Origin of the sequence: Rhodococcus sp. AQ5-07 (assembly GCF_009707305.1) — a bacterium.
GTDB lineage: Bacteria > Actinomycetota > Actinomycetes > Mycobacteriales > Mycobacteriaceae > Rhodococcus_F > Rhodococcus_F erythropolis.
Genome location: NZ_CP046099.1, coordinates 1,914,742 through 1,938,306, shown reverse-complemented (window position 1 = coordinate 1,938,306; position 23,565 = coordinate 1,914,742). Strand labels below are relative to the sequence as shown.

Here is a 23,565-nt window from a genome sequence, read left to right as displayed (position 1 = left end):
AGGGTCGAGAGACCCTGGCCCATTCTCGTGTCTGTTCTACTTCTCTTTGCTGCCAGCGAGCGTTCCCAAGTACAACTCGATCACCTTGGGGTCGTTCATCAGATTGGCGCCGGTGTCGGTGTACGCGTTCTTACCCTGATCGAGTACGTAGCCGCGGTCGCAGATCTGAAGGCAGCGGCGCGCGTTCTGCTCGACCATGATGACCGAGACACCCGCAGCATTGATCTTCTTGCAGCGGATGAACACCTCGTCCTGGAACATGGGGGACAGGCCCGCGGACGGTTCGTCGAGCAGCAGCACCGACGGATCCATCATCAGGGCCCGGCCCATCGCGACCATCTGGCGTTCGCCGCCGGAGAGTGCGCCGGCCTTCACCTTTCGTCGTTCACTCAGAAGAGGGAACAGTTCACTCACGAAGGCGAATCGTTCCGCGAATGCCTTGGGACGCAGATAAATGCCCATTTCGAGGTTTTCTTCGATGGTCAGAGTCTGAAAGACGTTCTGTGTCTGAGGGACGTACCCGACTCCCTTCTGAACGAGGACGTGAGCGGGTGCAGACGTGATGTTGTCCTCGCGTAGGGTGACCGACCCTTCGCGTACCGGTATCAGTCCGAACAGTGATTTCAGGAGTGTCGATTTGCCTGCGCCGTTCGGTCCGATGATCCCGACGATTTCCCCTTCCTTCAGGAAGAAGTTGCATTCACGCAGGATGTTGACGCCGGGAATGTAGCCCGCGACGAGGCTGTCGGCGCGGAGTAGGGCACCTGCCGACAGTCGCTGATGCTCCTCGGCCGTCGCGGCGAACTCTGCAGGCGTGAGTGAACGTGCGTGGTTCTCGCTCATGGCTTCTCGTGCCTTCCGCGCGGTTCCTCGGGACTCGATTCCAGCGTCGCGGCGAGATCGGCCGGAAGGTTGTCGACGTCGGGTTCCGACAGGTCCCCGCCCGACTCGAGGGTTTCGACCTCGGCTTCAGCCAGGGCGGCGGCCAGAACGGCCGTCTCGCCCACCGGATTTCCGTTGTCGTCGAACTCGAGGGCCTGGTCATGGTGGCTGCCCAGATATGCGTCGACGACGGCTGTGTTGGACGAGAGTTCGTCCGGGGTGGATTCGGCGATGACGCTGCCCTGCGCCATGACCACCACCCAATCGCTGATATCTCGGATCACGTCCATGTCGTGCTCGACGAACACGACCGTCATTCCGTCGTCGCGCAATGATTTGATGTGTCCGAGCAGGCTTTGCGTCAGAGCAGGATTGACCCCCGCCATCGGTTCGTCGAGCATCACCACCGAGGGCGAGGTCATGAGTGCGCGAGCCATTTCGAGCAGTTTGCGCTGCCCACCGGAGAGTGAACCGGCGAGGTCGTCTGCCTTGGTGTCGAGTTTGAATCGTGCGAGGAGTTCGTTGGCGCGTTCGGTGATCTCGCGTTCCTGGCCTTTCCAGATCCACGGAACGAGGGATGCAAAAATGCGTTCACCTCGTTGGCCGGTGGCACCGAGACGTACGTTGTCCAGCACGGTGAGTTTGGAGAGCGCCTTGGTCAACTGGAACGTCCGTACCACTCCTTTCCTGGCTACCTGGTGGGGATACATGCGGCCCAGCGATTGACCGTCCATCGACCACGTACCGGTGTCCGGCCGGTCGAATCCGGTGAGGAGGTTGAAGAGCGTCGTTTTTCCGGCACCGTTTGGACCGATCAGACCCGTGATGCACCCTCGTTGAATCTCGAGGTGATCGACGTCGACGGCCTTGAGACCGCCGAACGTCCGCGAGACGTTGTCAGCGACCAGTACCGGGTCGGGTTTCGCCGATCCGGGAAGGTGAGGAACGTCGGCAAAGATCTGTGCTCTGGTATCGGCGTCAAGCATTGAGTTGCACCTCCCGCTTGTTACCCAGTATTCCCTGCGGTCTGAAGACCATCAGGAGAGCAATCATCAATCCGAGCAGGACATACCTGGTGGCTCCGACTTGCTGTTCCGTGAGTGAAAGCAGCGGATTTTCGCCGGAGATCGCCTGACGCAACAAGGCATCAGGGATGGCGAGGAGGAACCAGAACAACATTGCGCCGACCACCGGGCCGAATACTGTTGCCGCCCCGCCCAGAATCAGTGCGCCGAACGCGAAGAACGTCTGCGCGGTCGAGTAGAAGTCCGGGTTGATGGACTTGGTCTGCAAAGCGTTGAACACACCGGCCAGACCACCGATCACACCGCCGAGAACCAGCGCCTGCATCTTGTACACGAAGACGTTCTTGCCCAACGATCGCGCTGCGTCCTCGTCTTCGCGAACCGCCTTGAGGACGCGCCCCCACGGACTGTGCGTCAACAGGTAGACAAATCCGCACAAGATCAAGACCAGCGTCCACCCCACGACCATCGACCAGAGGTCGTCTCCGTAGAACTTCACGCCGAGAAATGAGTACTGCTTGGCCGAGTCGAAGGGGCTCAGTGCGGTGAACGGGTCTGCGAAACCGAACAGGCCATTGGTGGAACCGGTCACCGAATCCGACGCGGTCGAGCGGAAGATCAGACGCAGGATCTCCGAAGCGGCGATGGTCACGATGGCGAGATAGTCGGCGCGCAGACGCAGCGTCGGGATACCGAGCACGAGCGCGAGGAGCCCGGCTGCGGTAAGTCCGACGAGGATGCCGAGCCACAACGGCTGGTCGTAGGTCACGGTCATGATGCCGACGCCGTAGCCGCCGAGGAGGGCAAAACCGATCTGACCGAAGTTGAGCAGTCCGGCGTAGCCGAAGTGCAGGTTCAGCCCGATTGCCAGCAGTGCGTAGAAGATTGCCGACGGCCCGATCAACTGGGCGAAGGAAACCTGGAAAGCTCCCATGATGTCCATGTTCGTCACCCGATCCTTTGTCTGGATCCGAGGATGCCCTGGGGGCGAACCACGAGGATCACGATCAAGACGAGAAGTCCGCCGATGTATTTGAGATCGGGGTTGATGATGAGCGTCGAGAGTTGGACCAGAAGTCCCACGATGACGCAGCCGAGTAGCGCCCCGTACGCGGTTCCCAGACCACCGAGGGTGATTCCGGCGAACATGAGCAGCAACAGTTTGAAGCCCATTTCCCACTGGACGCGTCCGCCGAGTTCGGAGATACCGAACAGCACACCGCCTAGGGCGGCCAGTCCGCCGCCGAGACCCCAGACGAACATGATCACGCGCTCGACGTTGATACCGGACGAAGCGGCGAGATCACGATTGTCGGAGACGGCACGCATGGCCTTTCCGATGCGAGTCTTCTGCAGAAGCAGTGCGACGCCGACCAGGACGACAAGACTGACGATCATGACTATCGCGTTGGCGTCGGTCAGTGCGATCGGGCCCCAGTTCTTCTCGACCTGGCCCTGGTAGTCGTGGAACGGTTCGGCGCGGTCGGAGAAGAAGATCAGGATCAAGTAGCGCAATGAAATCGCGAGACCGATCGAGACCACCAATTGCGCGATCAACCCGGTCTTGCGCTTACGCAGTGGTTTCCAGACGATTCCGTTGGTCAGCAGGCCGATGCCGATGCCGACGAAGATCGCGAGGATCGTGGCGGGAATCAGCGGAACGCCGAAGGACGTGTTGATCACCCAGGCAGCAACGGCTCCTAACGTCACCATCTCGCCGTGAGCGAAGTTGGTCAGGCCAGTGGTGCCGTAGATCAGGCTCAAACCCACACCGGCGATCGCGATCACGAGGCCGAACCGCAGACCGTCGACCGTCGTGCGGATCAGCTTCTCGCCGAAGCTGACATTCGAGGCGGTACGTACCTCGCCGAACGAGAAGATCACGGTGTTCGCGCGGCCGGCCACCACCTCGCGTTCGACAGCGGCTTGCACACTGACCCCGTCTGGAAGTGTGTCGGCAACGATCTCGAAGGTGTAGGTGCCCGGTGCCACGGCCAGTTCCCAACGGCCGTTCGATGCCGATTCTCCGGTGGCGACTTCCGTACCGGAAGAATCGAGCGCACGGACGGTGACGCCCTCGAGGCGTGTGCCGCCGTTGTTGAGATTGCCGCTGACGGGGACAGCGTTGTCGGGAACCGGTGCTGTCGGTGTTGCGGGTGCTGTCGGGGTCGGCGGTGTAGGGGAAGTGGTCGGTTCCTGAGCCGAAGCAGTTCCGGCCAGGCTGAGTAATGCGAAGAACGTCAGTAATGCAAAGGCCAGTAGTCGGCTGAGTGTCGCGAGGGTCTGCCGTTTCACTACGGGTGGGGCCACGTACGTCCTCCGAGCGGGTCGGGAATAGCGCGTCTGGACAAAGGTGCCGCGCAGCACAGGGATTGTTTCGTTGCTGCGATTTCCGGACTCTAACGGCTCCGTTCGCTTCAGATGGGGTTCTGAGATTTCCGGGATGTTTCGGTTCCGTATCGAAGGCCGAAGGCTGCATCAATTGTCCGATTCTTGTGTCTGTTCCTGCGTAAACAACGGCGAAGGCGTCGATGTCGGTCGCGATCCCTAGACTGATGAACCGTGAGCCCCGCAACCACAACTCGGTCCAGCACGTCCACCGCTTCAGCCGGCACCACCGGCAAGGCGGACGATCGCCCTCTTCTGATGCTTCTCGACGGGCATTCGTTGGCATTTCGCGCCTTCTATGCGCTGCCTGCAGAGAACTTCAAGACACACAGTGGGCAGGCCACCAACGCGGTGTACGGCTTCACGTCGATGTTGATCAACCTTCTTCGTGACGAGCAGCCCACCCACTTGGCCGCGGCTTTCGACGTGTCGCGTCAGACGTTTCGCGCCGACCTGTTCCCCGAATACAAGGCGCAGCGCGCGAAGGCTCCGGACGAATTCAAGGGCCAGATCGACATCACCAAGGACGTTCTCGGCGCGCTGGGCATCCCGGTCATGGCCGAGGAAGGTTTCGAGGCCGACGACGTGATTGCCACGTTGACCACGCAGGCGGAGGCACTCGGATACCGGGTTCTCGTCGTGACCGGCGACCGCGACTCGCTGCAGCTGGTGACCGACAACGTCACTGTGCTCTACCCGAAGAAGGGTGTCTCGGAGCTCACCCGATTCACGCCGACGGCCGTCGAGGAGAAGTACAGCCTCACTCCGTCGCAGTATCCGGATTTTGCTGCCCTGCGCGGCGACCCGAGTGACAACCTCCCCGGTATCCCCGGCGTCGGCGAGAAAACCGCTACCAAGTGGATCCGTGAGTACGGTGACCTGCAGGGACTGGTAGACAACGTGGACAAGGTCCGCGGCAAGGTGGGCGACTCACTACGAGAGAACCTCGCAAACGTCCTGCTCAATCGTCAGCTCACCGAGATGGTTCGCGACGTTCCGCTGCCGTACACGCCCGAGCAGTTGGTGTTGGCCCCGTGGGACCGCGAGAAGATTCATGCGTTGTTCGACGATCTCGAGTTCAAGGTTCTCCGCGATCGACTGTTCGCGACCCTGTCGTCGTCCGAGCCCGAAGCAGAGGAAGGGTTCGAGGTCAGCGGCGACGCACTCGCCCCGGGTGCGGTTGCCGCGTGGCTCGATGCCCACGCGCGAACCGGTGAGCGTCACGGCGTCACAGTGCTCGGAACCAGAACTCCGTTTGCCGGCGACGTCACTGCACTCGCGATCGCGGCCTCCGACGGTGAATGTGCATACATCGCGGCGTCGACGGCAACACCGGAAGACGAAGCAGCTCTCGGTGATTGGCTCGCCGACGCATCGCAGCCGAAGGCGCTGCACGAAGCCAAGTGGGCGATCCACGCTCTGCGTGGGCGTGGTTGGACGCTCGGTGGACTGACCAGCGACACCGCTCTGGCCGCATACCTCGTCCGGCCGGGCCAGCGCAGCTTCAATCTCGACGACCTCTCGCTCCGCTACCTCAAGCGTGAACTGCGCGCCGAAACATCCGGCCAGGAACAGCTTTCACTGCTCGACGACACCGAACAGCTCGATGCCGAAGCAGCCGAGACCGCGATGCTCAGCGCTCAGGCCGTTCTCGACTTGGCAGCTGCACTGGACACCGAGTTGGAGTCGATCGAGTCCAAGTCGCTCCTCTCCGACATGGAACTGCCGTTGACGATCGAGCTCGCTCAGATCGAGGCCACCGGCATTGCCGTCGACAGCGCGCATCTGCACGATCTTCAGAGCCGTTTCGCCTCCCAGGTCGCCGACGCCGCAAACTCCGCGTACGAGGTGATCGACAAGCAGATCAACCTGGGTTCGCCGAAGCAGCTGCAGGTGGTCTTGTTCGAAGAACTCGACATGCCCAAGACGAAGAAGACGAAGACCGGCTACACCACCGACGCCGAGGCGTTGCAGGGTCTGTTCGACAAGACAGGACACCCGTTCCTCGAACACCTTCTCGCGCACCGTGATGCGACGCGTATGAAGGTGACCGTCGACGGTCTTCTCAAGGCCGTGGCCGAAGACGGTCGCATCCACACGACGTTCAACCAGACGGTTGCCGCGACCGGGCGTCTGTCGTCGACCGATCCGAACTTGCAGAACATCCCGGTGCGAAACGACGCGGGGCGCGAGATTCGCGACGGATTCGTAGTCGGGCAGGGGTTCGACGTTCTGCTCACTGCCGACTACAGCCAGATCGAAATGCGCATCATGGCGCACGTGTCAGGCGACGAGGGGCTGATCGAGGCATTCAACACCGGTGAGGACCTGCACAGCTTTGTCGGCTCGCGCGCATTCGGTGTACCGATCGAAGAGGTAACTCCTGAACTGCGTCGCCGGGTCAAGGCGATGTCCTACGGTCTGGCCTACGGGCTCAGTGCCTACGGATTGGCGTCGCAGTTGAAGATTTCGACCGAAGAAGCGAAGCAGCAGATGGATGCGTACTTCGCTCGTTTCGGCGGCGTGCGGGATTACCTCCACGCGGTGGTCGAGCAGGCACGTAAGGACGGCTACACCTCGACGCTCTACGGTCGTCGTCGCTACCTGCCGGACCTCAACAGCGACAACCGTCAGCGTCGTGAGGTGGCCGAACGTGCTGCCCTGAATGCGCCGATCCAGGGCACCGCAGCCGACATCATCAAGGTCGCGATGATCAATGTTCAGAAGGCTCTCGCCGAAGCCGGATTGAAGTCGCGCATGCTGTTGCAGGTGCACGACGAATTGGTGCTCGAAGTGGTCGCCTCCGAGTTGGAGGAAGTCACCGCACTGGTCAAGGACAAGATGGCCACAGCCATCGAGTTGTCGGTACCCCTGGATGTTTCGGTGGGAACCGGTCGAAGCTGGGACAGCGCGGCTCACTGAGTCGGCGTCAAGACAGTCTGGCTACGAAAAGAGCGCGCTCCGAATCGAATTCGATTCGGAGCGCGCTCTTTTCGCTATTCAGCTGATGCGGTCTGCTCTGCGATCTGCTTGCGGACCTCGTCCATGTCGAGTGCCTTGACCTGAGTGACGAGCTCTTCGAGCTGAGCGGCGGGAAGAGCGCCGGCCTGGTTGAACACGAGTACGCCTTCGCGGAAGGCCATGATCGTGGGGATGGAGCGGATGTTGGCGGCCGCTGCGATTCCCTGCTCGGCCTCGGTGTCGACCTTGGCGTGAACGACGTCGGCGTGCTTCTCCGAAGAGGCTTCGAACGTCGGTGCGAACTGGCGGCACGGGCCGCACCAGGAGGCCCAGAAGTCCACGAGGACGACGTCGCTGCCGTTGATCGTTTCGTCGAAGTTCTGCTGGGTGAGTGTCTGGGTGGCCACAGGGGTCCTTTCCATTGTGCGGGCTGTTGGTGTGTGCAACGCCCCGGAACCGCTGATTCTTCCCTGAGCCGATTTCAGCTTGCGTTCTCGGTCGCCCGAAACGTCCGGCGGTAGGCCTGGGGCGTGGTGCAGCGAAGCCGGATGAAGTGCTGGCGAAGCACGGCGCCGCCGCCGAAACCGACGCGTTCTGCGATGACATCGACGGAGAGGTCCGAATTCTCCAGGAGTTGCTGGGCGGCCAGTACTCGCTGATCGCTGAGCCAGCGGGCGGGAGTTGTTCCCGTTTCCGCTTGGAAACGGCGGGCAAATGTGCGAGCGGACATGTTCGCTCGGGCCGCGACCATTCCGACAGTGAGGTCGAGGGCGAGATTCTCCGTCATCCAGTCGAGGAGTGGGGCAAGGGTTGCACTCGGCGTCGAGGTGAGGGGAGTGGCGACGTACTGGGCCTGCCCACCGTCACGGTGGGGTGGCACCACCATCCTTCTCGCGATGCCGTTGGCGACACGAGAACCCTGTTCCTTTCGCACGATGTGCAGGCACAGATCGATTCCTGCCGCGGTGCCTGCGCTGGTGAACACCGGATCTTCGTCCACGTACAACACGTCCGGATCGACCTTGGCTTCCGGATACGTCTGGGCAAGCCTCTCTGCGTGCCGCCAATGCGTCGTGCATCGCCTTCCGTCCAGTAGTCCAGCTGCGCCGAGGACAAACGCTCCGGTGCACAGGCTCGCCACCTTGGCGCCCCGGGCTACGGCCTCGTTGAGTTTGACCAGCAGGGGATCGACACTCGAGTCGGGACTCGGTGAGCACATGTACGCGTCGCCGGCGTCGTAAGTTCCGCCGGCGGAAACGACGATGAGGTCGGCGTCGTCGAGAGAATCGAGGTTGTACGGAACATCGATGTTGTAACCGAACCGCGTTCGGATCGGGCCCGGAACTGCGGCTATCAGAGAGAAGTCGTAGGTGGGGAGGCCGTCGTCGGATCGGTCGAAGCCGAAGACTTCACATGCCACGCCGAGTTCGAACGCCTCGGTCATCGGCATCAGTGGGACCACCACTTTCGCGAGCATCTTTCGAGTGTGACAGAAAAATGGGAAAGTGGCAGAAAATCGTCCAAGTCTGGCTTTTCTGCCACTACTGCCACGTGGGACATTCCGTCAGGCTGAACACATGGCAATCATCGTCGTCAGCCTCCTGGTCCTACTGGTCCTGAACGTACTAGCTCTTGCCGGCCGAACGCCCGACACTCGTCACGACGTCAGTCCGCACGGAGACTTCACCCTTTGAGGGCAAGTCTGGCCTTTCAATACACCGCAGCTGCGGTGGTGTGGGGAGCCAGTTTCCTCTTCATGAAGATCGGGCTCGAAGGTCTGTCCTTCACGCAGGTAGTTCTGTGGCGCTTGGTCTTCGGTGCGCTCGCGCTGGTTCTCGTGTCAGCGGTCAGCCGGATCGGCCTACCGAGGGAATTTCGTGTCTGGAAGCACCTGGCTTTTCTCGCAGCGACGCAATGCATCGTGCCGTGGCTGCTGTTCAGTTGGGCGGAGCAAAACATGTCCTCGGGACTCGCGAGCATCTACAACGCCACCACGCCACTGATGACTATGGCTGTCTCCCTTGCCTTTCTGCCGGGGGAGACGCTGACGCGATACAAGTCGCTGGGGTTGCTTCTCGGATTCGGTGGGGTGCTGATCGTGTTGGCGCCGTGGAATCTCGGCGTTGGCGGAAGTGTGAGTGCTCAGGTCGCTTGCCTGGGAGCGACTGCGTCGTACGGGATTTCGTTTGTCTACCTCAGGCGTTTCGTGCTTCCTCTCGGCGTCGACACTCGTACGGTCGCGCTTGTGCAGATCAGTATCGGTGCTTTCGTGATGGTTCTGGCCTCTCCGGTCGTCGCAAACACGCCGATGCACCTCACGCCGGCAGTCGTCCTGTCGATGATCGCTCTAGGCGCACTGGGGACCGGGCTCGCATTCATCTGGAACACCAACGTCGTTCAGGGGTGGGGGCCGACTGCGGCGTCCACCGTCACTTATCTCAGTCCAGTGGTGGGCGTCGCTCTCGGCGCAATAGTCTTGGACGAAAGCGTTGGCTGGAATCAGCCGGTTGGTGCGCTGGCGGTGATCGCGGGAATCCTGGTAACCCGACGTGCAACCCGCTCTGTCACACCGGCGGTGTCAGTAACCATTCCGTCTTCTGTTCGCCGTCCCAGCGCCTGATCCCGCCGCTGCGCCCTTGAATCACGTCGGTGCCCAGCAGGGCGATGGCTTCACCCAGACGTGCAGGTTCGACGCGTCGGGCGAGCGTCACGTGAGGCGTCCACGCGCCGGGCTCGACGTGGGCGGGAAGTGCCGTCGAGCCAACTGTTGACTCGGCTATTTCTCGGTGCAGGTGAAGGAGTGCACGCGAAGGAACAACCGAGCGCGCCAAGACCATCTGCTTGCCGCCGAACACGACGTAGCCACCCAGCCGGACCTCGAAGTCCGGGGCCGAGAAGCGCCGCACCAACAGTTCGTCGATCTCCGCGGGGATCTCACGGGCGACGAACAGCGTGATGTGCGGACGGTTGGACGGGCTGTGATGAGAGGCCTGACTCGGTAATCCGGCGTCGGCGAGTAGCTGCCATTGTGCTCGCACTGCCGACTCACTCACCGGATCGAGGAGCAATTCCACCGACTGGACCATGGTGAGCAATGATTGCCTGATGACAGGTGCGAGCGCAATCGGTACTCCGGCCATGCGGCTGGGACTCATGCACGGCGACGGAATCGGCCACGAAATCGTCCCGGCGACACGGCAGATCGTGGATGCGGCGCTGTCATCGGTTCACGCTCCGCCCGTCGAGTGGGTCGAGCTTCCGCTCGGGAGTACGGCCATCGACACTCACGGCACGCCAATTCCCGACGAAACCATCGATGGGTTGGGGCAGCTGCAAGGCTGGATCCTCGGACCCCATGACAGCGCGTCGTATCCCGAGAGGTTTCGCGGACAACTCACCCCCGGCGGCGTCATCCGGAAAAAGTTCGAGTTGTTCGCGAACATCCGACCGGCAGCAGCGTTCCCCGGCGTCAAGGCGATGGTCCCCGACATGGATCTGGTGATCGTCCGCGAGAACACCGAGGGGTTGTACGCGGATCGGAACATGGCAGTCGGCAGCGGCGAATTCATGCCGACGCCAGACGTCGCCCTGGCCGTCGGTGTGTTCACCCGCGCTGCATGCGAACGGATCGCACGCACTGCCTTCGCGTTGGCGTCGCGTCGGCGCAATCACGTCACGATCGTCCACAAGGCCAACGTCCTGACACTGACCACCGGCCTCTTCCGCGACGCCTGCCGAACCGTCGCCGCGGAGTACCCCCACGTAGTCGTCGACGACGAGCACGTCGACGCGATGGCGGCGCACCTCGTTCGACGCGGCGGAGACTTCGACGTCGTGGTGACCGAAAACATGTTCGGCGACATTTTGTCGGATCTGGCGGGCGAGCTGTCCGGTTCACTCGGAACCGCGCCGTCGATCAACGCTGCCGAGACGCAGGTCATGGCTCAGGCTGCGCACGGTGCAGCACCCGACATTGCCGGGAAGAACCGGGCGAACCCGACGGCACTGTTCCTCTCGAGTGCGATGATGCTCGACTGGCTCGGTGATGCGCGCGGAGATCGGTTGTTGTCTGCGGCGGCACGCCGCATTTCAGACGCGGTTCGTACGACCATCGCGTCGGGTATCGCGACCGCCGACCTCGGCGGTTTGGCATCGACCAGCGAATTTTCCGAAGTCGTGTACGCACACACTCTGCGTCGCTGATTCTTGTACGACAGGCCGGAATCTTGCGAAGTCGGCGACGGTGGAACTCCTGCCGTAACCTACCGTTCGACTGAATTTCGGATGGACGTTGCAAGTGCGGCGATCGACGAGTGGAGAGCAGAGTCGTGGTCGATGAAAACGCACGGGCACCAAGGCCACGTGGCGTGGGTTATGGCTCGAGCAGTGGCGGGCGTATCCGCACCAACGTGGTGCGAGTCTTGTTGGTGGGCTTGATCGTCGCACTGTGCGGCGGGTGTGTGACCAACAACGAGGGCCTCGTTCCGGAGGGGCCGCCACTTGACATCCAGAAGGTGCCCGAGATCGCCGCCCTGTTGCCCCCGAACGTCAGGGAGTCGGGCAAGCTGCAGGTCGGGGTCAACATTCCTTACGCACCAAACGAATTCAAAGATGAGAATGGCAAAATCGTCGGCTTCGACGTCGACATCATGAACGCAGTGGCGACTGTGCTCGGGGTCGAAGCTGTCTATAACCAGGCCGACTTCGACAAGATCATCCCCGCTATCCAGTCGGGAAGCTACGACCTCGGCATGTCTTCGTTCACCGACTCCAAGGAGCGGGAGAAGTCGGTCGACTTCGTCACGTACTACAGCGCAGGTATCCAGTGGGCTCAGCGGCCGGACAATCCCGTGGACCCGAACAATGCGTGTGGGTTGCGAGTGGCGGTACAGACCACAACTACCGAGGACATCGACGAAGTACCCGCCAAGAGCGAGGCATGCGTTGCTGCGGGCAAGCCGCCCATCGAGAAGATCAAGTACGACAGTCAGGACGATGCGGCCAATGCTCTCATCCTGGGTCGAGTCGACGCGTTGTCCGCTGATTCGCCAGTGACCGGCTACGCGATCAAACGGAGTAAGGGGCGGATGGAAGCTGCCGGTGAGCCCTTTGATTCGGCGCCGTACGGCTGGCCGATCGTGAAGGGTTCCGCCCTTGGTCCCGCCCTGCAGCAGGCAATGCAGTACCTGATCGACAACGGTGTCTATCAACAGATCGCGCAGACCTGGAGTGTCGAGGCCGGCGTCATCGAAGTATCCAAGATCAACGGCGCGGAAAGCTGATGAACATGACAACAACTGAGACTGGCGATCCGGCGCCGATCAAGGCGATCCCACTGCGCAGACCGGGCCGATGGGTCGCAGCAGTCGTGGTGGTGGTCCTGGTGGGGCTCTTTATCTACGGTTCGGCGACCAATGAACAGTTCGGCTGGGCGACTTACCGCCAGTACCTCTTCGACGCTCGAATTTCGAAGGCCGCCTGGGTCACCATTCAACTGACAATTCTGTCGATGGCAGCCGCGATCGTTCTGGGCATCGTCCTCGCGGTAATGCGGCTGTCGCCGAACCCGGTGCTGAAGTCCGCTGCCTGGGTGTATTTGTGGGTCTTCCGCGGCACGCCCGTTTACGTCCAGCTCGTCTTCTGGGGTCTCTTCCCCTCCATATACAAGAGCATCGATCTCGGCGTTCCGTTCGTCCATCAGTTCGTGCATTTCGACATGCAAGATCTCCAGGCGGCGTTTCTCTTCGCAGTCATCGGACTCGCATTGAACGAGGCGGCGTACATGGCCGAAATCGTCCGTGCAGGTATCGCCTCGGTCAACGAAGGTCAGACCGAAGCGTCAGTGGCTTTGGGAATGACGTGGGGCCAGACGATGCGGCGAACGGTCCTTCCCCAGGCGATGCGGGTGATCATCCCACCGACCGGCAATGAATTGATCAGCTTGCTCAAGACGACTTCGCTGGTGACCGCAGTGCCGTTGAGTACCGAACTCTACGGACGAGCGAGAGACATATCCGGTGCAAATTTCGAGCCGATCCCACTCTTGATGGTCGCGGTTACGTGGTACCTCGCAATGACCAGTGTTCTCATGGTCGGCCAGTACTACGTCGAACGCCACTATTCGAAAGGGTCGACGAGGACGCTTACCACTCGCCAGCTTCAGGCACTCGCCGACGCACAGGGCAAAGAAACGGTAGTGGAGACACTCCCGGATATTCCAGGAGGAGAACGCAGATGACACCGATGGTCAAGGCAGACCGGGTCTGTAAGAACTTCGGCGCGCTCGAGGTTCTCAAAGGGGTCTCACTCGAAATCGATCCCGGCCAAGTTCTGTGCCTCGTCGGGCCGTCCGGGTCGGGCAAGTCGACGTTCTTGCGCTGCATCAATCACCTCGAGCAGGTCAACGCCGGCCGACTGTACGTCGACGGCGACCTGGTGGGCTACTCGGAGAAGAACGGCAAACTGTACGAACTCCACCCGCGAGCAGCGGCCAAACAACGCCGCGACATCGGGATGGTGTTTCAGCACTTCAACCTGTTCCCGCACCGCACCGCTCTCGAGAACATCATCGAAGCGCCGACGCAGGTGAAGCGCGTCAGTAAGAAGAAGGCTGTCGAACGAGCGAAGGACCTCCTCGATCAGGTCGGGTTGAGCGCCAAAGCCAACGCCTACCCGGCCCAGTTGTCGGGTGGTCAGCAGCAAAGAGTTGCCATCGCCCGCGCTCTCGCGATGGACCCGAAGCTCATGCTGTTCGACGAGCCGACATCCGCGCTCGACCCCGAACTCGTCGGTGAAGTTCTCACTGTGATGAAGCAATTGGCCAAAGAAGGCATGACGATGGTGGTCGTCACCCACGAGATGGGTTTCGCCCGCGAGGTCGCAGATCAGTTGGTGTTCATGGACGGGGGAGTTGTGGTCGAGGCAGGCGAGCCCAGGGAACTCCTGGCCAATCCGCAGCACGATCGGACCAAGGCGTTCCTGTCGAAGCTGCTGTAGCCGTCAGGGTTTGACGGCGCTGAAAATTGCAGTGCCCGGAAAGAGTTGGCCGCGCAGGGGACTCCACTGTCCCCATTCGCGGTCCAACCACTCCGGCCATTCGGGCTCGATGATGTCGCGCACCTGAAGTCCGGCCGCGACGATCTCACGAACCCGGTCGCCGATGGTGCGGTGATGCTCGACGTAGGTGGGGACTCCGTTGTCATCGACCTCGACATACGGGGTGCGGTCGAAGTAGGGGAGGGTCGCGGTCAAGCCCTTCGGCCCGGGATCGTCGGGGAAGATCCATCGGATCGGATGGTTGACGGCAAAGACCCACGATCCGCCGGGACGCAGAACCCGGGCGACTTCGTTCATCACTCGCTGCGAATCGGCAACGAACGGGACGGCGCCGAACGCGGAACAGACGATGTCGAAACTCTCGTCGGCAAACGGCAGGAGTTCCGCACTTGCCTGAATCAACGGGACTGCCGGTCCGCCGGCATTCATCGCGTCCTGCCCGCGGGCGAGCATCCCCATCGAGATGTCGAGACCGACGGCCCGAGCACCGTGTCCGGCGAGCCATCGGGCACACGGCGCCGAGCCGCAACCCACTTCCAATATGTCTTTGTCGACTATGTCGCCGAGTAAGTGGTGATCGCCCTCGTGCAGCCCTTCGGGGCACCAGACGAATTCACCTTCCGCGCTGTTCACGCCCAGAAACTCGCCGTGGGTTCGGTGGTAATCGTCGGCGTCGGCGTCCCACCACGCACGGCTGGCACGGTCGCTGGCGCTGGAATCGACACGGACCCGGCCGACACCGCTGGTGCCGAGAATGGAATTGGCGGCGGCATGGCGCTCGTCAGACATGTACAACACAGTAGAACGGGTGATGCGGGCGCAGGGTACCCGGGTTTGCCCGGCAAGATAGCCGACGCGTAGTCTTACTCACGCGAGTGTCTGTCATCCGACCGATTGTCTATACGGGATCTTTACCAAGGTCTCGGAATCAGTTGGACCGAGGGAGCTCGCGGTGCGCTTCCGCGGTGTGGAATGTGATCCGGTATTCGGTTGTTCGTTATTGATGCAGCTGGGTACTTCGATCTAGTACTTCACAAAAGTACTTCCAACATTTGTACGCCACAGTTGCGCATCTCGTCCGACAAAATCCATCAACCGACCACAACTCGTCCGGAGCAATTCAACATATGCCCTCCACAACCGTCACCTCGCCGCAGGTTGCCATTAACGACATTGGCTCCGCCGAGGACTTCCTCGCCGCCATCGATGCCACGATCAAGTACTTCAACGATGGTGACATCGTCGAAGGAACCATCGTCAAGGTCGACCGCGACGAGGTTCTGCTCGACATCGGTTACAAGACCGAAGGCGTCATCCCTTCTCGTGAGCTCTCCATCAAGCACGACGTCGACCCCAACGAGGTCGTCTCCGTGGGAGATGCGGTCGAGGCTCTCGTCCTCACCAAGGAGGACAAAGAAGGTCGACTGATCCTGTCGAAGAAGCGCGCTCAGTACGAGCGTGCCTGGGGCACCATCGAGGAGCTCAAGGAGAAGGACGAGGCCGTCAAGGGCACCGTCATCGAGGTCGTCAAGGGCGGCCTCATCCTTGACATCGGTCTTCGTGGCTTCCTCCCCGCTTCGCTCGTCGAAATGCGTCGCGTCCGCGACCTCCAGCCGTACGTCGGCAAGGAGATCGAGGCCAAGATCATCGAGCTCGACAAGAACCGCAACAACGTGGTCCTGTCGCGCCGCGCATGGCTCGAGCAGACTCAGTCCGAGGTTCGCAGCGAATTCCTGCACCAGCTCCAGAAGGGCCAGGTCCGCAAGGGCGTCGTGTCCTCCATCGTCAACTTCGGTGCATTCGTGGACCTGGGCGGCGTAGACGGTCTGGTTCACGTTTCCGAGCTGTCTTGGAAGCACATCGATCACCCGTCCGAGGTTGTCGAGGTCGGCACCGAGGTCACCGTCGAGGTTCTCGACGTCGACCTGGACCGCGAGCGCGTCTCCCTGTCGCTCAAGGCAACGCAGGAAGATCCGTGGCGTCAGTTCGCCCGCACGCACGCCATCGGCCAGATCGTGCCCGGCAAGGTCACGAAGCTGGTTCCGTTCGGTGCATTCGTGCGCGTCGAAGAGGGAATCGAAGGCCTCGTTCACATCTCGGAGCTCGCTGAGCGCCACGTCGAGGTTCCGGACCAGGTTGTCGGCGTCGGCGACGATGCACTCGTCAAGGTCATCGACATCGACCTCGAGCGTCGTCGTATCTCGCTGTCGCTGAAGCAGGCCAACGAGGATTACAACGCCGAGTTCGATCCGTCCAAGTACGGCATGGCCGACTCGTACGACGAGCAGGGCAACTACATCTTCCCCGAGGGCTTCGATCCCGAGACCAACGAATGGCTCGAGGGCTTCGACAAGCAGCGCGAAGAGTGGGAGAACCGCTACGCCGAGGCTGAGCGTCGCCACAAGATGCACACCACTCAGATGGAGAAGACCGCTGCAGACGAGGCCGCTGAGGCTGCCACCGCTGCTGCCGGCTACTCCTCGGAGACGGCTGCTGCAGACGATGCTGAGGCTCCGGCTGCTGCCGGCTCCGCTCCGGCAGAGTCCGCTGGCGGATCGCTTGCCAGCGATGCGCAGCTCGCCGCACTTCGCGAGAAGCTGTCGGGCAACGCATAAGGATTACCGCTTGATCTGATCAAGCGAGATCTTTGAAGAACCCCGCCCCTGCACTTGCAGGGGCGGGGTTCTTTTCTCGGTCAGGTACCACTGGCGCGCGAAGAACTCAGTGAGTGAACACAGAAATGACCGGCACCGTAGGGTTGCCGGTCATTTTGTACTTCGTGAAAAAACTCAGTTTGCGGGAGCAGGCACCCAGTAGGTGGCGGTCGCTTCGGCTGTGCGCTTACGCATCGATGCGAAGCTGTGTCGGCCTTGGCTCACGAGCATCGTGAACCACGTACGACGGTGCTCTGCCAGGGCAAAAGCAACTTCGGGAAACTCTATGCAGTGCACGCCGTTCGGCATTCCGAGGCGGTGCTGACCGTGATGGTCGCGATCTGCTCGCATGGCGTCCACTTTCTCGAGAAGGTGCAGGTACAGGTGCGTTCGCTAGAACATAACCGCACGGTCACCGAAATTGTGGTATTTGAGCCTCGAACGCCTCGGCGTGTTCGATCGGTAGGCGTGTCTCAATCTCTCGGGCGCGGAGATGAGAGACTGTCGAGTGTGTTGAGAGTAGGCCTCACTGGAGGCATCGGAGCCGGTAAGTCGACAGTGTCGAAAATCCTCAGCGAACTGGGAGCCGTCATCGTCGACGCCGACCTGATCGCCCGAGAAGTGGTCGAGCCCGGTACTCCTGGCCTGGCCGCTCTGGTCGATGCATTCGGCGACGGGATTCTGTCCGAGGACGGCAGCCTCAACCGCCCCGCGCTGGCCTCGTTGGCGTTTGCCGACGACACGTCACGCGGAACTCTCAATGGCATCCTCCATCCACTTATCGGTGCGCGGACGATGGAGCAGATCTCGTCTGCGCCGTCGGATGCAGTGCTCGTTCAAGACATTCCGCTGTTGGTCGAGGGTTCGATGGCGCCGGCGTTCAACCTGGTCGTCATCGTCTACGTCGACGAGGAGGAACGAGTTCGACGCTTGGTGGGCTCACGCGGTATGCCGGAATCCGACGCTCGTGCGCGCATCGCAGCGCAGGCACATGACGATCAGCGTCGTGCGGTTGCCGACGTGTGGCTCGACAACAGCGGAGAGCCGGGTTCACTCGACGACGTGGTCCGCGACCTGTGGGCGAATCGCCTTGTACCTTTCGAGAAGAATCTCCGCGAGCGCACGGTAGTACGTGCACTGCCGGAGCTGGCTCCAGCTGACCCGTCGTGGCCGGCACAGGCCGAACGGATCATCGGCCGGTTGTCGCTGGCGTCCGGCGACCGCGCGCGCCGTATCGATCACATCGGATCGACCGCGGTGCCTGGTCTCGATGCCAAGGACGTGATCGACATTCAGATCACTGTCGAGCACCTCGGCGTTGCCGACGACCTCGCGGAAGATCTGGCCGCTGCCGGGTTCCCCCGGATCGAGCACATCGCCGCCGACGACCCGAAACCGTCGTACCTCGGTGGTGAAACCGATCCGGCGGTGTGGGCAAAGCGGATTCACGGCAGTGCCGATCCAGGGCGCCGCGCGAATATTCACATTCGGGTGGACGGTTGGCCCGGTCAGCAGTTCGCGATCCTCTTCCGCGACTGGCTTCGCGCCGATGCGTCGGCGCGTGCCGAGTATGCCGAACTCAAGGTCAAGGCAGCCGAGAGTGCCGCAGGCATCGACGACTACGCCGCTGCGATCGACGCCTACCTGGGCGTCAAGACGCCGTGGTTCGACGCCGCTTTCCACCGGGCGTGGGAGTGGGCCGAGAAATCAGGCTGGTCCCTCTAACTGCTCAGCGCCACGTGACCGGCATGCCCACCGAGGTGAGCCAGGCTTCGAGATCGTGACCGTGGGCGGCGATGCCGTCGATAGCGCGGGCCGCGTTCAGCATCGCGCGCTCTGACGTCTTCGGGTCGAGAATCCCGGCGGTGTTCGCCTCGAGCAATTCGTCGACGTCGAGCAATTCGATGCTGCGTCCGGTCTGCACGATCAGGTCGAGGTAGTGGTCCTCGGATGTCCAGACCTGCTCACCGCGGGTGAAGTCGCCGATGTCGACATAGAAATCCCAGTCGCGGACATGCTCTGGTGTGAAGTGGAAAATCGATGCTCGAATTCCGAGTTCGGGAATGATCCAGGACTCCAGGTAGTGAAACCGGGGATGGTCGGCGTGGCGCGCCATGTACAGCCCCCACGGTTCTTCGCGGTAGTGCTCGACCGGGCGAACGAAACCCTTGGGATCGACGTTGGTGCGAGCTGCGATGTCGAAGGTTTCGACCTTCGGCCGGTGAATGTGGGGACGTTCCTCGCTCATGGTCGAAGAACCTACCGCCGAACTGCATTTTCGGCTGAACGCGGACGAGCAGGCATTGTGTCGGTGGGTGCGCCTACCCTGGTTTCATGGCGTTTGCTTCCGAACATCCCGTGGTCGCGCATTCCGAGTTTCGGCCGGTTGGTGACATCGAGCGCTCAGACGCGCGCTTCGAGGTCGTCAGCCCGTACGAACCGGCAGGCGATCAGCCGGCAGCTATCGCCGAGCTTGAAAAACGGATCAATGAGGGAGAGAAGGACGTTGTCCTCCTCGGTGCGACCGGTACCGGTAAGTCCGCGACAACAGCGTGGTTGATCGAAAAGCTGCAGCGCCCGGCTTTGGTGATGGCTCCGAACAAGACCTTGGCGGCTCAGCTCGCGAACGAGCTTCGGGAAATGCTTCCCAACAACGCGGTCGAGTACTTCGTCTCGTACTACGACTACTACCAACCCGAGGCGTACATCGCCCAGACGGACACTTACATCGAGAAGGATTCGTCGGTCAATGACGACGTCGAGCGGCTTCGCCACTCGGCAACGTCCAGCCTTCTGTCACGACGGGATGTGGTCGTGGTGGCCTCGGTGTCGTGCATCTACGGCCTCGGTACACCGCAGTCGTATCTCGATCGCTCGATTCAGCTCGACGTCGGTGTCGAGGTACCGCGCGACGCGTTCCTCCGTCTGCTCGTCGACGTTCAGTACAACCGCAACGACATGGCGTTCACGCGAGGTTCGTTCCGCGTGCGCGGCGACACGGTCGAGATCATTCCTTCCTACGAAGAGCTGGCGGTCCGCATCGAATTCTTCGGTGACGAGATCGAGGCGCTGTACTACCTACATCCACTGACCGGGGACATCGTTCGCCAGGTCGACACGGTTCGCATCTTCCCGGCGACGCACTACGTCGCCGGTCCTGAACGCATGGAGCGTGCAGCCAAGGACATCGAGGCGGAACTGGAAGAGCGGCTCGCGGAACTCGAGGGCAAGGGCAAGCTTCTCGAAGCTCAGCGTCTGCGCATGCGAACGCAGTACGACCTAGAGATGATCAAGCAGGTCGGATTCTGCTCCGGCATCGAGAACTACTCGCGCCACATCGACGGCCGTGGCCCCGGAACTGCCCCCGCAACTTTGATCGACTATTTCCCCGAAGATTTCCTGCTGGTCATCGACGAGTCACACGTGACCGTTCCGCAGATCGGCGCCATGTACGAGGGCGATATGTCGCGCAAGCGCAACCTGGTCGAATTCGGATTCCGGCTACCGTCGGCAACCGATAACCGCCCTCTGACTTGGGAAGAATTCAGTAAGCGGATCGGTCAGACCGTCTACCTGTCGGCGACACCCGGTAAGTACGAGTTGGGTCAGTCCGGCGGTGAGTTCGTCGAGCAGGTGATTCGCCCGACCGGATTGATCGATCCCGAGGTCATCGTCAAACCCACCAAGGGGCAGATCGACGATCTCGTTCACGAGATCCGTGAGCGTGCCGAACGTGACGAGCGTGTGCTGGTCACGACGTTGACCAAGAAGATGTCGGAAGACCTGACCGACTACCTTCTCGAACTCGGAATTCGCGTCCGGTATCTGCACTCGGATATCGATACACTCCGGCGAGTCGAGCTGCTCCGGCAGCTCCGCCTGGGCGAGTACGACGTGTTGGTCGGCATCAACCTCCTGCGTGAGGGACTCGACCTCCCCGAGGTGTCGCTGGTCGCGATCCTCGATGCCGACAAGGAAGGCTTCCTCCGTAGCTCCACCAGCCTCATTCAGACGATCGGTCGAGCGGCTCGAAATGTTTCCGGTCAAGTGCACATGTATGCGGACAAGATCACCGCATCCATGGCGCAGGCCATCGAGGAAACCGAGCGGCGGCGCGAGAAGCAGGTCGCCTACAACGAGAAGATGGGCGTCGACCCACAACCTCTACGCAAGAAGATCGCGGACATTCTCGATCAGGTGTACGAGGAGGCAGAGGACACTGCGGCGTCCGTGGACGTCGGTGGTTCGGGTCGCAATGCGACGCGTGGTCGGCGTGCGCAGGGTGAGGCCGGTCGTGCGGTCAGTGCCGGTGTGTACGAGGGGCGCGACACCAAATCGATGCCTCGGGCCGAATTGGCAGATCTGGTCAAGGAACTCACCGATCAGATGATGAACGCTGCACGCGACCTTCAGTTCGAGTTGGCTGGGCGATTGCGAGACGAAATCTCGGATTTGAAGAAGGAGCTCCGAGGGATGGACGCCGCGGGTCTCAAGTAGGTCGCCTCGCGTGGGTTCGTGCTCTCGACCGCTACGGTTTCAGGTATGGATGCACAGACTGCAGGCAAGACCGCGCGGACGCTCGAACTTCTCCACTCGTTGGCGTACTTCGTCCCGGAGACGGAGAAGGAGCTTGTCGGCGTCGGGTTGGAGCCCGGCCGAATGGTGTACTTCGCGGGGCGATCAGCACCGCTCGGCGCTCCACCCGCGACTGTCGTCACGGCCACCTTCTTCAACTTCAATCCCGAACTGATCGCCAGCGTCATCCCACGTGCCTGGGAATTGGCAAGGCCCACAGAGGTTGTCGCCGCGCGGTATCGGGCAATCGACGCGGCGTACGTCCGCCTGTTCGGTGCGGACGTGACAGGATCGGCAGACATGGCCGAGGCCGCCGAACTCGTGTCGATCGCGGCTCAGAACATCCCCGGAGTGGACGGCCGCCCCCTGTACGCGGGTTGGGCGTCGCTCGACTGGCCGACCGAACCGCACCTGCGTTTCTGGCACGCGCTGACACTGCTGCGTGAGTATCGCGGCGACGGCCACATTGCGGCTCTTCAGACCGCGGGATTGAACGGCCTGGACGCGTTGATCACGCACACCGCGACGGGAATCGGGTTTCAGCGCAAGTTCGCGCAGACTCGCCGCGGATGGTCGCAGGAACAGTGGGACGAGGCCGTCGAGAGTTTGAAGGACCGCGAACTGCTGGATCGTTCGTCCGGTGCACTGACCGAGGACGGGCAGGAACTGCGTGACGTCGTCGAAGACCTGACAGACGACCTCGCTTTGGCTCCGTGGGATGCGCTGGGTGAGGAGGGTGCCAAGCGGTTGCTGGAATTGGCGACGCCGTGGCGTACCGCCCTGGTCGAGCAGGAAGTTTTTCCGGCGGCGCTGTTCGGGCCCCGCTTCGGCAAACTTCGCTGAGTGGTCACCGCCGCACAAATGTGTCTGTGACGAAGAATCACATTCATTGTGGGCTTGTGGCGTGTACTGCAAATAACACTATCCGCGGCACAATCCCGCTAATGTCAGCGCAGCGGTTGTCGAGCGGGCGCAACAGCGTTGCGCTCGGTGCCGGCCGTACCGTCCGTCCCGTAACCATGGAGGAATGAATGAGTGCCTACCGGACCGTTGTCGTAGGAACCGATGGCTCCGAGTCGTCACTGAAGGCAGTCGACAGAGCTGCCGCCATTGCCAGTGGCTCGGACGCTCAGCTCGTCATCGCATGTGCGTACTACCCGGCTGATCCCAAGGACGTGAGCGCTGCCGCTGATGCGTTGGGTAACGAGGCCTACCAGGTCACCGGTTCCGCTCCGACCTACGAGATCCTTCGCACCGCTCGTGAGCGCGCACATGCCCAGGGTGCCAAGGATGTTGTCGAGCGCGCTATCGTCGGCGCTCCCGTCGAATCGCTTCTCGCCTTGCTCGACGAGGTCAAGGGCGACTTGCTGGTCGTCGGAAATCGCGGATTGAACACACTGACCGGGCGTCTGCTCGGATCGGTGCCTTCCGATGCGGCGCGCAAGGCGACATCCGATGTCCTGATCGTGCACACCGTTCGCTGACCTACCGGCAGTAGTCGGCCTCGGCCGCATCGACGAACACTTCAGCCAGCTGATCGGCGCTGGGGGGCGTTGTCGATGCGGCCGAGTCGTTTCCGGTGGTGACCATCGGTTCGCTCGCGCCGTTCAGCGATACCGTCCGCAGATTCGCGATGATCATCGCTCGATCCGTGCCGGCCGCGAGCTGCTGGCAGACACCGTCACCGAGCGCCTGCAACATGTCGTCGGAAAAGGCTGGCTTGACCCCGGTAGATGCAAGCGCCGCCCGCAGCCGTTCTGCATCGTCTACCGGTTTTTCGGTCGGTGCGGCAGCAACGGCAGCGATGTCGTCGCTGCCTGCAGCAGCCGTTGAACTCGAATCATCCTCTGAACAACCGGCTGTCACCGCCGCAAGCATCCCGACACCGATCACCACGCGAGCGATCTTGCGGAAGGGTGCGGCGGAACTTGCGGGCAGGCCAAGCACGAGGGGTCATTCCTTCAGTCGTCGACACAAATTGGGGTGACACCACGATTCGTGGTGTCACGCACGAACCTACTCCG

General features: G+C 61.7%; 22 protein-coding genes. 11 read left to right on the top strand and 11 right to left on the bottom strand.

Annotation, left to right across the window (positions count from 1 at the left end):
- Positions 1-36: 36 nt before the first annotated feature.
- Genes GJB56_RS08975 through GJB56_RS08960 form a run of 4 tightly spaced genes read right to left on the bottom strand, consistent with a single transcriptional unit; the run spans position 37 to position 4,166 of the window.
- Positions 37-843, bottom strand: a complete 807-nt coding sequence (locus tag GJB56_RS08975; RefSeq protein ID WP_007728720.1) for an ABC transporter ATP-binding protein — start codon at positions 841-843, stop codon at positions 37-39.
- Positions 840-1,868 (bottom strand): ABC transporter ATP-binding protein, encoded by a 1,029-nt coding sequence (locus tag GJB56_RS08970; RefSeq protein ID WP_029255470.1) that lies wholly within the window; start codon positions 1,866-1,868, stop codon positions 840-842. Before GJB56_RS08970 ends, GJB56_RS08975 begins: the two co-directional genes overlap by 4 nt.
- Positions 1,861-2,850, bottom strand: a complete 990-nt coding sequence (locus GJB56_RS08965) for a branched-chain amino acid ABC transporter permease (RefSeq protein ID WP_003944088.1) — start codon at positions 2,848-2,850, stop codon at positions 1,861-1,863. Before GJB56_RS08965 ends, GJB56_RS08970 begins: the two co-directional genes overlap by 8 nt.
- A 5-nt stretch (positions 2,851-2,855) precedes the next feature.
- Complete coding sequence (locus GJB56_RS08960; RefSeq protein WP_230091211.1) at positions 2,856-4,166, bottom strand: branched-chain amino acid ABC transporter permease; 1,311 nt, start codon at positions 4,164-4,166, stop codon at positions 2,856-2,858.
- A 303-nt stretch (positions 4,167-4,469) separates the two neighbouring features.
- Here GJB56_RS08960 and polA point away from each other — a divergent pair, with 303 nt between their 5' ends.
- Complete coding sequence (gene polA / locus GJB56_RS08955; protein WP_019748643.1) at positions 4,470-7,217, top strand: DNA polymerase I; 2,748 nt, start codon at positions 4,470-4,472, stop codon at positions 7,215-7,217.
- 74 nt (positions 7,218-7,291) lie between these two features.
- On the opposite strand, the gene trxA is transcribed toward polA, so the two are convergent.
- Positions 7,292-7,663 carry a thioredoxin gene (gene trxA, locus GJB56_RS08950; protein WP_003944106.1) on the bottom strand — a complete coding sequence of 124 codons (372 nt, stop codon included), beginning with the start codon at positions 7,661-7,663 and terminating at the stop codon, positions 7,292-7,294.
- Positions 7,664-7,737: 74 nt separating this feature from the next.
- Entirely contained in the window at positions 7,738-8,733 is a 996-nt protein-coding gene (locus GJB56_RS08945; RefSeq protein ID WP_020969741.1) for a helix-turn-helix domain-containing protein, read from the bottom strand.
- A gap of 213 nt (positions 8,734-8,946) precedes the next feature.
- On the opposite strand from GJB56_RS08945, the gene GJB56_RS08940 reads away from it, so the two are divergent.
- Positions 8,947-9,876: a DMT family transporter gene (locus tag GJB56_RS08940; RefSeq protein ID WP_070387004.1), complete on the top strand. Its 930-nt coding sequence runs from the start codon at positions 8,947-8,949 to the stop codon at positions 9,874-9,876.
- Here GJB56_RS08940 and GJB56_RS08935 read toward each other — a convergent pair.
- Positions 9,821-10,396 (bottom strand): 2'-5' RNA ligase family protein, encoded by a 576-nt coding sequence (locus GJB56_RS08935; protein ID WP_223257901.1) that lies wholly within the window; start codon positions 10,394-10,396, stop codon positions 9,821-9,823. The genes GJB56_RS08940 and GJB56_RS08935 overlap by 56 nt on opposite strands.
- Here GJB56_RS08935 and GJB56_RS08930 point away from each other — a divergent pair.
- The 4 genes from GJB56_RS08930 (at position 10,362) to GJB56_RS08915 (ending at position 14,252) form a co-directional block, all read left to right on the top strand.
- Positions 10,362-11,459, top strand: a complete 1,098-nt coding sequence (locus GJB56_RS08930) for an isocitrate/isopropylmalate dehydrogenase family protein (protein WP_113684213.1) — start codon at positions 10,362-10,364, stop codon at positions 11,457-11,459. The two genes, GJB56_RS08935 and GJB56_RS08930, sit on opposite strands and share 35 nt — an antisense overlap.
- 206 nt (positions 11,460-11,665) lie before the next feature.
- Positions 11,666-12,538 carry an ABC transporter substrate-binding protein gene (locus GJB56_RS08925; RefSeq protein ID WP_060939346.1) on the top strand — a complete coding sequence of 291 codons (873 nt, stop codon included), beginning with the start codon at positions 11,666-11,668 and terminating at the stop codon, positions 12,536-12,538.
- Positions 12,538-13,494, top strand: a complete 957-nt coding sequence (locus GJB56_RS08920; protein WP_003944035.1) for an amino acid ABC transporter permease — start codon at positions 12,538-12,540, stop codon at positions 13,492-13,494. Before GJB56_RS08925 ends, GJB56_RS08920 begins: the two co-directional genes overlap by 1 nt.
- A complete protein-coding gene (locus tag GJB56_RS08915) occupies positions 13,491-14,252 on the top strand; it encodes an amino acid ABC transporter ATP-binding protein (protein WP_003944053.1) in 762 nt (253 codons plus the stop codon). The genes GJB56_RS08920 and GJB56_RS08915 overlap by 4 nt, the downstream gene beginning before the upstream one ends.
- Positions 14,253-14,255: 3 nt before the next feature.
- Here the strand turns inward: GJB56_RS08915 and GJB56_RS08910 are convergent, their stop codons facing one another.
- Positions 14,256-15,101 carry a class I SAM-dependent methyltransferase gene (locus tag GJB56_RS08910; RefSeq protein WP_007728737.1) on the bottom strand — a complete coding sequence of 282 codons (846 nt, stop codon included), beginning with the start codon at positions 15,099-15,101 and terminating at the stop codon, positions 14,256-14,258.
- Between the two features lie 338 nt (positions 15,102-15,439).
- Between GJB56_RS08910 and rpsA the strand changes: the two genes are divergently transcribed.
- Positions 15,440-16,927 (top strand): 30S ribosomal protein S1, encoded by a 1,488-nt coding sequence (gene rpsA, locus GJB56_RS08905; RefSeq protein WP_019748632.1) that lies wholly within the window; start codon positions 15,440-15,442, stop codon positions 16,925-16,927.
- 174 nt (positions 16,928-17,101) lie between these two features.
- On the opposite strand, the gene GJB56_RS08900 is transcribed toward rpsA, so the two are convergent.
- Positions 17,102-17,317, bottom strand: coding sequence for a hypothetical protein (locus tag GJB56_RS08900; protein ID WP_003944056.1), 216 nt, complete (start codon positions 17,315-17,317; stop codon positions 17,102-17,104).
- A 159-nt stretch (positions 17,318-17,476) separates the two neighbouring features.
- On the opposite strand from GJB56_RS08900, the gene coaE reads away from it, so the two are divergent.
- A complete protein-coding gene (gene coaE, locus GJB56_RS08895) occupies positions 17,477-18,691 on the top strand; it encodes a dephospho-CoA kinase (protein WP_113684195.1) in 1,215 nt (404 codons plus the stop codon).
- 4 nt (positions 18,692-18,695) lie between these two features.
- On the opposite strand, the gene GJB56_RS08890 is transcribed toward coaE, so the two are convergent.
- Positions 18,696-19,214, bottom strand: coding sequence for a DUF402 domain-containing protein (locus GJB56_RS08890; RefSeq protein WP_113684194.1), 519 nt, complete (start codon positions 19,212-19,214; stop codon positions 18,696-18,698).
- Positions 19,215-19,300: 86 nt separating this feature from the next.
- Here GJB56_RS08890 and uvrB point away from each other — a divergent pair, with 86 nt between their 5' ends.
- The 3 genes from uvrB to GJB56_RS08875 all read left to right on the top strand — a co-directional run bounded on the left by uvrB (position 19,301) and on the right by GJB56_RS08875 (position 23,025).
- Complete coding sequence (gene uvrB / locus GJB56_RS08885; RefSeq protein ID WP_019748629.1) at positions 19,301-21,463, top strand: excinuclease ABC subunit UvrB; 2,163 nt, start codon at positions 19,301-19,303, stop codon at positions 21,461-21,463.
- A 45-nt stretch (positions 21,464-21,508) separates the two neighbouring features.
- On the top strand, positions 21,509-22,384 hold the full coding sequence (locus GJB56_RS08880) for an SCO6745 family protein (RefSeq protein WP_029538185.1): 876 nt from the start codon (positions 21,509-21,511) through the stop codon (positions 22,382-22,384).
- Between the two features lie 188 nt (positions 22,385-22,572).
- Positions 22,573-23,025, top strand: a complete 453-nt coding sequence (locus GJB56_RS08875; protein WP_019748627.1) for a universal stress protein — start codon at positions 22,573-22,575, stop codon at positions 23,023-23,025.
- A gap of 1 nt (position 23,026) precedes the next feature.
- On the opposite strand, the gene GJB56_RS08870 is transcribed toward GJB56_RS08875, so the two are convergent.
- Entirely contained in the window at positions 23,027-23,488 is a 462-nt protein-coding gene (locus GJB56_RS08870; RefSeq protein ID WP_019748626.1) for a DUF732 domain-containing protein, read from the bottom strand.
- Positions 23,489-23,565: the final 77 nt, after the last annotated feature.

Excerpts from the sequence above, each read along its gene's own strand:
- GJB56_RS08975 (WP_007728720.1), bottom strand. The coding sequence starts at position 843 with ATGAGCGAGAACCACGCACGTTCACTCACGCCTGCAGAGTTCGCCGCG.
- GJB56_RS08970 (WP_029255470.1), bottom strand. The coding sequence starts at position 1,868 with ATGCTTGACGCCGATACCAGAGCACAGATCTTTGCCGACGTTCCTCAC.
- GJB56_RS08965 (WP_003944088.1), bottom strand. The coding sequence starts at position 2,850 with ATGGACATCATGGGAGCTTTCCAGGTTTCCTTCGCCCAGTTGATCGGG.
- GJB56_RS08945 (WP_020969741.1), bottom strand. The coding sequence starts at position 8,733 with ATGCTCGCGAAAGTGGTGGTCCCACTGATGCCGATGACCGAGGCGTTC.
- GJB56_RS08930 (WP_113684213.1), top strand. The coding sequence starts at position 10,362 with ATGACAGGTGCGAGCGCAATCGGTACTCCGGCCATGCGGCTGGGACTC.
- GJB56_RS08935 (WP_223257901.1), bottom strand. The coding sequence starts at position 10,396 with ATGGCCGGAGTACCGATTGCGCTCGCACCTGTCATCAGGCAATCATTG.
- GJB56_RS08920 (WP_003944035.1), top strand. The coding sequence starts at position 12,538 with ATGAACATGACAACAACTGAGACTGGCGATCCGGCGCCGATCAAGGCG.
- GJB56_RS08915 (WP_003944053.1), top strand. The coding sequence starts at position 13,491 with ATGACACCGATGGTCAAGGCAGACCGGGTCTGTAAGAACTTCGGCGCG.
- GJB56_RS08910 (WP_007728737.1), bottom strand. The coding sequence starts at position 15,101 with ATGTCTGACGAGCGCCATGCCGCCGCCAATTCCATTCTCGGCACCAGC.
- rpsA (WP_019748632.1), top strand. The coding sequence starts at position 15,440 with ATGCCCTCCACAACCGTCACCTCGCCGCAGGTTGCCATTAACGACATT.
- GJB56_RS08900 (WP_003944056.1), bottom strand. The coding sequence starts at position 17,317 with ATGCGAGCAGATCGCGACCATCACGGTCAGCACCGCCTCGGAATGCCG.
- GJB56_RS08890 (WP_113684194.1), bottom strand. The coding sequence starts at position 19,214 with ATGAGCGAGGAACGTCCCCACATTCACCGGCCGAAGGTCGAAACCTTC.
- uvrB (WP_019748629.1), top strand. The coding sequence starts at position 19,301 with ATGGCGTTTGCTTCCGAACATCCCGTGGTCGCGCATTCCGAGTTTCGG.
- GJB56_RS08880 (WP_029538185.1), top strand. The coding sequence starts at position 21,509 with ATGGATGCACAGACTGCAGGCAAGACCGCGCGGACGCTCGAACTTCTC.
- GJB56_RS08875 (WP_019748627.1), top strand. The coding sequence starts at position 22,573 with ATGAGTGCCTACCGGACCGTTGTCGTAGGAACCGATGGCTCCGAGTCG.